The organism is Candidatus Magnetaquicoccus inordinatus (assembly GCF_004217665.1).
Lineage (GTDB): Bacteria > Pseudomonadota > Magnetococcia > Magnetococcales > Magnetaquicoccaceae > Magnetaquicoccus > Magnetaquicoccus inordinatus.
In genome coordinates this window covers 1-10,440 of the sequence record NZ_RXIU01000125.1, presented here as the reverse complement: position 1 = coordinate 10,440, position 10,440 = coordinate 1, and the positions used below count along the sequence as shown (strand labels likewise).

Genomic DNA, 10,440 nt, shown 5'->3' with positions numbered 1-10,440 from the left:
TAAAGCGCGCCAAAAGCAAAAGATTAAAAACAAAATCCCAGGGATTCCATCCCTGGACCCGGCCAGGGAGGTGCCCTCCCTGGACCCGCAGTTGTTTTGGGTGGTGAATAGTTACCCCTGCAACAGCAAAACCTGCCAACTGTTCGGTATGGCGCAACGGTGGCCCAGAGCTCTTCTTCCTGGTTTAACACCACACCTTTAATTTGCTCAGCCATCCCTTTGTACTCAGTTCGTGACTGACCTCCGCAATCTGCCCGCGCAAGGTGCGACCAAAACCCCCATCCTCTATTGCAAGCAACTGCCCTGCCGCCAAAGCCTGACGAAAAAGAATCGTCAACTCCACCTGACGCAAACCCCGGCCCAAATCCAGCTCACTGCGGGCACGACTGTAGAGAACACTCTCATTGGTCAACAAGGGAACAAACAGCTCCAGAGCGGGATAACGGTTTGTCTCTCGTTGCACCGTCACCTCCAAAGAGCCCACACTTCTGGAATCCGAGCTGGCGGTGACTATTATCGGACAGGGCTCTTCTCCTGCCAACTGGGAGGGGATAGGCAGCGGAAAAGAGCGCGCCTGCCGGGTGACACTCAGACGCAGCACAGCGGTACCACTCTCTGGCACCCAAATAGTCCGCCCATCACCCTGCAAAAGCGGCCTCCCCAAGTCCGTACCCAACCACTGAAACGCCTCAAGAGAGTGCGCCACCTGCTGCAGACGAGCCACATTGCTGGCCAGAAAAACAATATCCTCCTGCTCCTGCCACAATATTGCTGCCGACTCTTGCAAAACCAGACCTGTTGAACTGTGCAATTGCGCAATAGAGAGGGCAGTAGCGGGATTAAGCAACAGTTGCGCTGTATCACCAGGCAAAAAACCATCTTGTCCCGGACTCTCCGCCTGCAAACGCTGGTCTAAAGCAAGCGTCAACAGAGGATCATGAGCCGTTGCTCCCGAACGGGAGAGATTGCGCACTGTCACCTGATCGACCTGTGCCCGAATCTGCTGCAGCATCGAGAGGGCTACTATATCATCGCTATCGGTCACACAGTGTGCCGGTGGCAGTCGCTGCCAATCGGCAACCGCCTCTGCAAACAGAGGACGTACCAGCAGAGAACCATCCGCATTACTTTGTATGACCCCTCCGGCACTCTCCACCAGACGTCGTGCCACTTGCAACGGCGTCTCCTCCTGGGCGCTCAATAATCCCGGTGCCAATGGCCAATCGGGCAAACGCCACTCCAATGGCAACGGCAACAACTCTTGCACCACTTGACGTGCCGAAATGGGCTGCAACCAGCTTTGTTGCAAACCTCCTGCACGGGGCGTCTGAAATCTGGCCAACGGACTGATTCCCAGCAGCACCCTCTCCTCACCCTGTTGGTGGCTGCGCTGTAACCGTTTGCCATCGACCAAAAAATTAAAAGATTCCTCACCCAGATGCAGGATAAATGGCTCATCCAACTGCAGAGCCAAAAAATCCTCGGCCTTGGCCAGATGCAATTCGGCTGTCCACATCCCCTGCTCGGCACGATAACGCACGCTCGCCGCATGCACCGACAACGGCTGTTTGCGTTCTGCATCTGCGGGAAAAGATATGTCCAGCCTTGGCATGCTCTGCAGCAGCACTGCCTGCTGGTTGGCCCATTGCCATAACCAGACCCGGCAACAAGTCAGCTCCTCCCGTTGCTGGATAGAATAGCGCTGCTGTTGGGCACCGCCTCTCCTCCAGGTGACCGACATCTCTTGCCGACAAGCACGCAGCAGCAGATGCTTTATGGAAAAGCTGTGCAGAGATGCTCTCTGCAGCGTGCAGAAAAGCGGATGCCCGCAACTCCCCCCCACAAAACGACTCCAGCCTGCCAGCAGAGCCTTCTCCAATAAGAGCATGCAGGGTTGCCCACACCCCCGCTCCAGCCAACTCGCCCACTCTTGTTGACTGCTCTGCTGCCGCAGCAGGCTCTCCTGCCACAACTGCGCCATGCTCCTGATCACCACCACTGCATAGTGATGCACAAGCTGGCGCAGCAACCAAACACCCAAATCATGGCGTGACCGCACTGCCTGGGCGACCGCCACTGCATAGGGCAATTGCCACTGCGCTTGCACAACTACAGCCGGAGGCGGAGGAGGCACAAACAGCTTTTCCACCCCGCCGATCCAATCATGGATGCCGTTCCATTCGGCAATGGCTTGCCAACTGCTGCCATCGTCGGAACCATACAGAATAAAATCCTGGGGAGACATCCATTGCGAACGGGGTAAAATTCTGATTTCACCCACACTTGCCACAATGCCACTACCAAAATCATACTGAATCCAGCTACTGCTGCCCGGTCCGCCATTGCTCCAATAACTGCTGGCATTGTCATCAAACAGGCGATAGACTGTACTGTCATTATGCGCAGCAGTCGCCACACCTCCCTGACATTGATCAGAGCCTCCCGGAGTGGCCCGCAACTCCACCTCATACAGGGAGAGCAGATGATCGCTGCCCGATGTGGTCGCATTCACCAGGAGTCGCCAATAACGATAGGCCGCCATTATCCTTGTACTCCTTCCGGCAACAGCTCAAGCAAAAACTGCTCAAAACCGGTATAGGGACTTTGGATCAATTGCGCCTGCAGATCGCGCACCAGATCCAGCCCTTCACCGGTTTCATAAGGAAAAGAGTCTCCCGGCCAGATATATTGGTAACGTCGCTGGTATATTTTTTCCTGCAACGCTGTCGGATACTCTTGCACAATCTTCTGTGGCAACGGATTGTGCCCCATACTATTCACAAAATTGATGGTCAATGCGGCAGCAAAGTTACTGGAAACATGGATACGACTGGCTGGCCACTGACCGGGACAATCCCCCATGGCCGCAATGATGGCCGCCTGTTGATACTGCATTGCAATGCGTTCCTCACGATTTTGTGGCATATGCTGCGGCTGCGTGACCCCCTCAACGGTCTGACCAGGAATATAGTCCCCACCCTGTCTACAAATACGATCCAGCAAGATTAAACCTTGCCAACCCTGCATGGCAGCATCAGGAATCCACTCCACCACCAATACCGGCAAACGAAACCAGGCAAAGCTGTTGCCATCCTCAATTTTCCAGGTGACCTGATAGGGAATCGTACTGCGAACCGTTGTTATACGGTCGCTGATACGCAGATCGGGATAGGCGGCAGTATGCTCTACCGACCAATAGGGAAGCGTCACCTGCCAATATCCCGGAAGCAGCGCCTCGCCTGTGGCACCCGGCAAATAGCGCCGGGGATAGAGACACTTGACAGTGTTCTCCCCTTCGCTCTCCAACAGACAGGAAAAGTGGGATAAATCCGCTTCACCAAGCTGGGTGAGCAGCTCTGCCGAAAGAGTAAAGGTGTAATATCCTTCTGCAAACACAAAGCTGCTCACCAGGCCGCTGACCGCCTCCTCATAGTCCAAAAGCTCTCCTGCTGCAGCCATGGTCTCTCCGCTGCACAGCCACTGCTGGTTACGCCCATTATACAAACGCAGGGTCACACTCTCGCTGCTGGCAGGGGTGTAGTGCCAACCATCATCGCGTTGCACCCGAAAGCTCCATTGCCAGGCAGAAAACGCACAGTCCACAATCTCGATAAAGGGATCCAGAATAATGGCGTGTTCAGACATGAGAGAGGCACTCCTATGAGGAGGATTGTGGGTTGGAAAAACGCATCACCATGCTACCCGCCTGTCGTTGCGCTCCTCTGCCACCCCCTTGATTGCCATTCTGGGGCGCGAATGATACCGAATGGGTTTTGCGCACATCGACATAATTGTTGGGATTTTGACTGCTATAGATCCGTTCCATGGAGGTTTCGCGCCCCGTCTCCAAATAGACAATATGCTCACCATTGGGTGACAGCCTTTCCGCCGGTACAAATTGTGCTGGTGCAGTAGAGGATGGCGGCCAATAGTCGCGTTTGAAAGAGAGCAGCGTCGCCTGCGTCCCACTGAGAGCAATCACCCGCACCTCCGGCAAGGCAGCATTCTTGGTGTCGCACATCAACCAAGCCAGTTTGATCTCCCGAAAAGCCTTTTCCGTCAGCAACTCTTCACCGGTGCCATACGGGATCTCATACAAAAAATAGGCAGGCTGATATTCCACCAGCAAGGCACCGGTCACCACCTTGCTGTGCTGAAAGAGTGCCTGTTCCGCCCGATAGAGCGGCGGCGGCACCTCCTTGCCATTGCGGTCATAAAAGGGAGTCGCCTCGCGGATCGTGACCTGCGGTTGATCATAATGGTAACGCAAATAACAGGATTGACTCTGTACCCAGGTGAGTGTCTCCACCACTCTTTGCTGACGCCGCCCCAACAGTTGCCCCATACTGCCGCCATCAACCAACAGACGCACAGCATTGGCTGGTCGCTCGGAACAGTAGAGACGAATCCGCTGTTTGCCCTCCTTTTCCAGACGCAAGGCATAGGGAAGATCGGCTTCATAATAGCTCGGAGAGCGGCTCCAACCATACACACCGTGGGAGTGCACCAGCAGCGGTAGATTCCCTATCTCCTTGTCAAGCTGCAGGTGAAAAGGGGCACTGGGCTTCCGACTGCCTACCGGTATCATACAATGGGCAAGAAGCCGACTCATTCGCTCTCTCCGGTAATGGCCACAATCACCTTATTGCCAGAAAAGCTGTTGGCCCCGGCTGGAACCGTCCGCTTTTCCCACACTGCTACCGCTGCCGGATGGGTAGTAAATTGAATGCTCTCGCCAGCCTGCCAGGTACCTCCCCAAGGAGGCGTGGTCGTGGCCAAGGTAAAATAGGGCCGATTAAAATCGGCATTGAGCGGCGCAAAAGCCGCTCCTCCAAGCGCACCACTGCCAACCAACCCCAGAGTGTGACCATGACAGTTAAACTGGGTGCTGCTGGTAAAGGTAAGCGTCCATTGCTGCTCCACTGTCCCGATATGATCGAGAAGCAGCGGTGTATTGACCTCGTCAAAGCTGCCCGATACCGTCGATTCACTCCAACCACTCACCATGGCCTCAATATCATCCGTCTCCAGGACAGAGGCCACCTTGGTGTTGGCAGCGCCATAGCTGTTGCTTAGGCTGACCCCGGCGGCCAAATGCAGTGTGGCCTGCGTACCATTCCAGGAGACTGCATTGCTGCTGGCCAAACGCACAAATTCAGCATTGCCACCAACTGCATCGACACTGCCTTTATCGGCCACCCGAATCAGATCACCATTGCGGAAGATTTCATGTCCTCCCAAACCATTGCCACTCTCCACATTGACCAGCAGCACCTGATCACCGACTGTCGCATCCACATCCAGTCGGGCAGCACCATAAAAACGATTGTATGCCACCGCTTCGTTCTGGGTATCGGTTTGCGTGCCCGCCAACAGCACAATGCTGTCGTCACCGGGTGTAGCACTTTCGATAAAGATGCAAGGATCCAGCAATGCCAAATTGTCGGCATTGGCAATCTTGATAAAAGTTTTACGATATTTGACCGAACCGGCCAGACGTTCTGCCTGGCTGACATCGGGCCAGACATTGTTTTTTACTCCGTCAATGCACTCGTCGGCACTGAGTACACCACCATTGCTGGCACCATCATTTACAACTAAAGATTTATACCACTTGATTTCACTGGCTTGAATGGCCATTGCTCTTCCTTTCTTGAAAAAATATTCAACAGACGATCAATTTGATCGTACCGATATAGTGATCATGATTGGGCCACAGAGGCCGCAGTTGCAGTGCCGGAGCATCCTGATGGCGAAACAAGACTCTGAAGGAGTCCTCTTCCCACAACAAAGGAAAGGTTGCTCCAGCCTGGGCAGCCATGGCCGCCAATGCGGCCACGGTTGGCCCATCCAGCCAGGTCACACTCTCTTCCGCAAGCAGAGTGATCGGCTGCGCCCAGAGAAGCGCCGACACAAAATAGACCGGTCTACCAGCAAGGGTATGGGCCATTGTCTGATGGACCGGGGCATAGAGATAGCGATCCTGCCATTGCAAAGAGTCAGGCAGGAGCAGTTCACCGAGTTGTTTCATTGTTCTCCACTCCCAGTCAGCAATAGAGCAACCTACTCGGCGCGAATGACGGTACGGGTGGCAAAGCGCAACGGATAATAGCCAAAACCATCGCGAAACGAAGGATTGGGTGCATTGAGCAGACTCAGCGGACCATATTCCATGGCCGGACGCCATCCCAACAGTGCGCGACAAAGATGCACCAACAAAGGACCGGCCTCCTGGCGCCCCTCCCCCGGCATCGCCTTGACCGGATGGTCACGCAAAGAACGAATCACCAGCATAACCAACCATTTTTGATCCACCACCTGTGCGCGTCCGGCGTGCATGCGCAGATCCTGACCGTCATACAGCACATAGGCGGCGGGTGTGGTGCCAGGACGCTCCTGCACCAGGGCGGCATCGCGCACCCCCTGCACCAGACGTAAACCATTGACCTGTTCGGTCAAACGGTTGACCAACAGCTCCTGGGCAAAAAAGAGATCATTCATCGCATGAATGCCTGTATCATATCGTTGTCAAAAAGCCGCATGCCGGCAATAAACTCCGGCCCATTGGCAACCCGTCCGCTTTGTGCCAATAAAGGCACCAACTCCACCTTGCCGACAGAGAGTGCATGCAGCCAATCCAACACCTGCTGCTGCCGCTGCGCCAACGTTTTGGGTAAACGCTTGTCATGCAGCAGAGCCAGCGCTACCGTGGCGCACATGCGCGGCAAAGGGCTGGCTTGCACCACCGTTTCCGATAATGGCAAGGGATAGCGGGTCGCCAAATAGGAGTCCATCAACCGCTGCGCCTCTTCCAAAGCATCATGAATACGCTGAATGGCCCTATTGGCCGCTTCCCACTCCGCTTCGCTATAGGCATCGCTCACCTCGCCAGAGAGCGCCCGCCGCAACAGGGCTGCGACAATCGGCATCTGATCATCCGGAACCGCCACTTCACTCACCTCGGCGGCGCCAAACCAAGACAACAACTGATCTGCTGTAGCATATGACATCTTTAGTTATTCTCCCGAACGATTGCCTGGGAGGCACCAGGGAACAGATCCCTGGCACCCCCTCTATTGGCCGGGCATGCCTCTCATCGAGGCTGCACACCTATATTGGCGCCTGCAGCAGATAAGCGGATACCCTGCCGGTCCGCCCCGCCAGGCGCGCAACCTTATGCTGGCGCTTGAATCAGAAAACCGGACATCATCCCGGTCAGCACCGGTACACGCTCATAAGTGACCGGATAGATCCAACTGCGGGCATTGTTTTCATAATAGGGTCGTTCTACCACAGGATGGTTTTGCATGGTGTAGGTATAGCCAAAAGAGGGCTCTTCCATGCCAGAACTCTGTTGGGGTACATAGGCCAAAATGGCATTGTTGCCCCAGATGTCGAGATCATTGCCGGCATCATCGAAGGCCACTGCCTTGCCGACGGCAACCGTTTGCAAATCCCACAAGGCAGCCAACATATCCGGAGTCACCGAATCACGGCTGGTATACTTGAAACGCTCCACCACCTTGGGATGCTCTTTGACCACGTTGAACGCCTGTGCCGAGAGCAACAGCATGTTGGGATAGATGCCCACACTGCTCCGAATCGCCTCCTTGCCATCATCGATATCCCCTGTGGGATCCGAACTGGCATCGCTCCACTTGGAGCTTCCAGAAAGGGTGACCTTGTGGTTGCTGTCATAGTTGCCGGCAGTGGTCGCCAGTTTGGCCTGGTCATACTCCAAAGTCAGCGAGAGGGCGCGCAAAGTGCCCATGACAGCCCGCTGCCCCAAATCCACTCCCGGTACCCGGGCTGCATCACGCAAATATTCCCGTGGCACCTGACCTTCCAAAGCATCCTGCACCAAAGCAAAGCTCTTGCCCAAATAGCCAAACTGCACCCGTTTGGTCACCGAACCAGGTGCACGACGCGCCTGATACAGCTTAAAACTCTCCTTGCCAAACTCCAGCACCTGACCGCCAGAGCTCTGCACCGGAACACGCGGAAAGAGCAAGGAACCGACATGCTCTTCATGACGAAATCCCTGTGCCACCTCGGTCAACACCGGATCCACCACACGTACTTGACTGCTTGACATGGCCATAATAATGCTTTCCTTCCAATCAAAAGGTTTGAGTACCGATTAGCGCCGCAACAGCACTTCGATCAGTTCACCGGCAGCGCTCGCTGCTTGCAGGGCATCGGCAAAGACAAATTCCGGCAGATCACCACCAAGGAGAATGGCCCCATTGGCGGCACTGCTGCTGACAGCAACGGCACCACTGCCGACAGTCAAGGAGCCCGTTGTCGGCACTGCGCGTCCTTGACTGTCGCAGATCAACGATTGACCCACTGTAATCGCGGCCCCGGCCTCGATGATGGCGGTACCACAGGTCACCACCGCCAATGGCTCACCAGTGGCTGCCCGACTCACACTGCTACCCATCACCTTCTGGCCCGCCTGCGTGGCTTGGCTGCCGTTGAAAGCAATGGCACGATGTTCCGTCACCGCCCCACTGGCAATCACGGTCAAGGTAAGAATAGAGATATTTTGTTGACTCATTGTGTTGTTTCCTCTTCCAGTTTACTTACTTGATGACGGCATGAACGGCATTGACAAAATCAATGTTATGTTGTTTGGCATAAGCCACAATCTTGCGGTGTAGATCCAACCCCTCCTGGTCTACGGCAAAACCTTCGGGAACGGCAAAGGATTGCTCTTCCAAACTGTGGAGAGGATGCGCGCTCTGCTCCTGGAAATGGATCTGCGTCGGCAGCTCTTGCAAAAATGCGCTGATATAGTCACGCAAGGAGGTGTTGACCTGCAGCGGCGGCTGCCCACTCTCCGCCCCTGGTTCTGCAAAGGAGAGGGGCGAGCCTGCATCCAGAGAGGCAATAAAGGCCGCCAAACCTTCACGATGACGCGGCAAAATCCGACCTTGGCGAATCAACTCATCGACAAACATCAGGGTGGAATGGCGTGTTTGCTGGCTGAGCAGCGCACTCTCGGCAGCACGCAAACGACCTTCTTGTTCGGCAAAGCGCAGCTCCAGTTCGGCAAGCGCACTGCTTTTTTCCTGCAACTCCGCCTCGATGGCGGCAACATCCGGTACAGATGAGGGTTCTGACATAGGGTTCTCCCAATCTTGTGGCAAAGGTGAGATAGCATCTGGCAGCGCAGAGCCTGCTATCATCGGTGCGTCTGCGCCTTCCCAAACCAGCAAACCGGTTTCACCTTCCCGAAAGCTGGCATCTGGCAACCCCTTGATGGCTGGGGGTTGGGCACCCAAAAAACCCACATGCCGCAAATAATAAACACCTGGATGCGGATTGTTGGGTGAGTTGGGGGTGTAAAAACTGGCGGATATTTTTTTATAGCGCCCCGCCGCCACCATTTCGGCAAAGGCTGCATCGACCTGGCGTGGGGTCGCCAACAAAATTCCATCGACCAGCGCGAGCGAAGCAACCCATCCCCAAGCGGGTGCATCGTGCTGTGGATGACCCACCACCAAGGGCGCTTCATGGCGGGCCGGTTGGTAGGCAGCGACCGTCTGTTCCAGGTCGGCCTCGGTGATTGTCAGAGTCGTCCCCGACATGTCGGTATGACGACCCACCTTGAAAATCGGTAGGGAAGTAAGGTTCGTGTTCATGGAAAAAAGCATAGAGAAAAGCGGCGCAAAATGGAATGCGAAGTACTTCAGCAGTTGTTTTGAGATATTGTTTTAATTTTGTTGAATAATTTATATTTTGTATATTTTGCTATGAAATATTTTTCATCAGCAAAAAAGGAGTGCAATCATTTATTGAAGGGTAGCCGCAGCAGAAAACAGGGGCAACAACTGTCGCGGTCGTCAACTCGCAACAGCCAGGGGAAGAATGCGCGGATGGGCAAAAAATAGCGCGCCCACTCCTTACACCTTTCTGCCAATCCAGACGATCCGGCCCAAGATGTGAATTTCATGGGGATAGACCTCTTCCGCACCATACAGAGGATTATCCGACAGAATACGGATGCGCCCATCGGTCAAACACTGCAAACGCTTGGCCAACAACGATTGCTCCGTGCGCACCACATAGATGGATGGATCCAAAGTGCGCAACTCGCGCATATCCAACAATAACAAATCACCATCACCAATCGCCGGCTCCATGCTGTCGCCACGCGCCGTAATCAAAGCCAACTTGTGCGGATCCAAACCCATGGCCGCACGCAACCATTCGGTTTTGAAAGCCAGATGATCGACAATCTGTTCAGATTGCACCTCCAAGCCCGGTCCGGTACTCGCCTGCACCGCATAACGGGGAACAAGCGTAAAATTATCCGCCAGAAAACGTTCCGTCTCCTCCTGCAAGGCATAATCATGGCAATGCACTGTGCCGACAAGATGCTGGCTCCCCCCCCCTTCACCGCGCCACGGCAACATCTCCCCCTGACCAGTCGCC

Annotated in this window: 11 protein-coding genes; all 11 read right to left on the bottom strand. The window is 54.8% G+C overall.

Annotated features, from left to right (window positions below; all coding sequences use genetic code 11):
* Positions 1-184 precede the first annotated feature (184 nt).
* Positions 185-2,542: a discoidin domain-containing protein gene (locus EJP87_RS10110; RefSeq protein WP_130471751.1), complete on the bottom strand. Its 2,358-nt coding sequence runs from the start codon at positions 2,540-2,542 to the stop codon at positions 185-187.
* Positions 2,542-3,645, bottom strand: coding sequence for a hypothetical protein (locus tag EJP87_RS10105; RefSeq protein ID WP_130471750.1), 1,104 nt, complete (start codon positions 3,643-3,645; stop codon positions 2,542-2,544). The genes EJP87_RS10110 and EJP87_RS10105 overlap by 1 nt, the downstream gene beginning before the upstream one ends.
* A gap of 13 nt (positions 3,646-3,658) precedes the next feature.
* Entirely contained in the window at positions 3,659-4,612 is a 954-nt protein-coding gene (locus EJP87_RS10100; protein ID WP_130471749.1) for a hypothetical protein, read from the bottom strand.
* Complete coding sequence (locus tag EJP87_RS10095; RefSeq protein WP_130471748.1) at positions 4,609-5,640, bottom strand: hypothetical protein; 1,032 nt, start codon at positions 5,638-5,640, stop codon at positions 4,609-4,611. Before EJP87_RS10095 ends, EJP87_RS10100 begins: the two co-directional genes overlap by 4 nt.
* Before the next feature lie 25 nt (positions 5,641-5,665).
* A complete protein-coding gene (locus EJP87_RS10090) occupies positions 5,666-6,031 on the bottom strand; it encodes a hypothetical protein (protein ID WP_130471747.1) in 366 nt (121 codons plus the stop codon).
* 32 nt (positions 6,032-6,063) lie between these two features.
* On the bottom strand, positions 6,064-6,501 hold the full coding sequence (locus EJP87_RS10085; RefSeq protein WP_130471746.1) for a phage tail terminator protein: 438 nt from the start codon (positions 6,499-6,501) through the stop codon (positions 6,064-6,066).
* On the bottom strand, positions 6,498-7,010 hold the full coding sequence (locus tag EJP87_RS10080; protein WP_130471745.1) for a phage protein Gp36 family protein: 513 nt from the start codon (positions 7,008-7,010) through the stop codon (positions 6,498-6,500). The genes EJP87_RS10085 and EJP87_RS10080 overlap by 4 nt, the downstream gene beginning before the upstream one ends.
* A gap of 164 nt (positions 7,011-7,174) precedes the next feature.
* Entirely contained in the window at positions 7,175-8,101 is a 927-nt protein-coding gene (locus tag EJP87_RS10075; RefSeq protein ID WP_130471744.1) for a major capsid protein, read from the bottom strand.
* A gap of 39 nt (positions 8,102-8,140) precedes the next feature.
* Positions 8,141-8,560 (bottom strand): DUF2190 family protein, encoded by a 420-nt coding sequence (locus EJP87_RS10070; protein ID WP_130471743.1) that lies wholly within the window; start codon positions 8,558-8,560, stop codon positions 8,141-8,143.
* A 25-nt stretch (positions 8,561-8,585) separates the two neighbouring features.
* Positions 8,586-9,647, bottom strand: a complete 1,062-nt coding sequence (locus tag EJP87_RS10065; RefSeq protein ID WP_130471742.1) for a peptidase — start codon at positions 9,645-9,647, stop codon at positions 8,586-8,588.
* A gap of 261 nt (positions 9,648-9,908) precedes the next feature.
* Positions 9,909-10,440, bottom strand: a 532-nt coding sequence (locus tag EJP87_RS10060) for a S24 family peptidase (protein WP_130471741.1), incomplete at its 5' end; no start/stop codon positions are given.

What these genes read in the sequence shown, in the direction of transcription:
- EJP87_RS10110 (WP_130471751.1), bottom strand. Translation starts at nt 2,542, where the DNA reads ATGGCGGCCTATCGTTATTGGCGACTCCTGGTGAATGCGACCACATCG.
- EJP87_RS10105 (WP_130471750.1), bottom strand. Translation starts at nt 3,645, where the DNA reads ATGTCTGAACACGCCATTATTCTGGATCCCTTTATCGAGATTGTGGAC.
- EJP87_RS10100 (WP_130471749.1), bottom strand. Translation starts at nt 4,612, where the DNA reads ATGAGTCGGCTTCTTGCCCATTGTATGATACCGGTAGGCAGTCGGAAG.
- EJP87_RS10095 (WP_130471748.1), bottom strand. Translation starts at nt 5,640, where the DNA reads ATGGCCATTCAAGCCAGTGAAATCAAGTGGTATAAATCTTTAGTTGTA.
- EJP87_RS10090 (WP_130471747.1), bottom strand. Translation starts at nt 6,031, where the DNA reads ATGAAACAACTCGGTGAACTGCTCCTGCCTGACTCTTTGCAATGGCAG.
- EJP87_RS10085 (WP_130471746.1), bottom strand. Translation starts at nt 6,501, where the DNA reads ATGAATGATCTCTTTTTTGCCCAGGAGCTGTTGGTCAACCGTTTGACC.
- EJP87_RS10080 (WP_130471745.1), bottom strand. Translation starts at nt 7,010, where the DNA reads ATGTCATATGCTACAGCAGATCAGTTGTTGTCTTGGTTTGGCGCCGCC.
- EJP87_RS10075 (WP_130471744.1), bottom strand. Translation starts at nt 8,101, where the DNA reads ATGGCCATGTCAAGCAGTCAAGTACGTGTGGTGGATCCGGTGTTGACC.
- EJP87_RS10070 (WP_130471743.1), bottom strand. Translation starts at nt 8,560, where the DNA reads ATGAGTCAACAAAATATCTCTATTCTTACCTTGACCGTGATTGCCAGT.
- EJP87_RS10065 (WP_130471742.1), bottom strand. Translation starts at nt 9,647, where the DNA reads ATGAACACGAACCTTACTTCCCTACCGATTTTCAAGGTGGGTCGTCAT.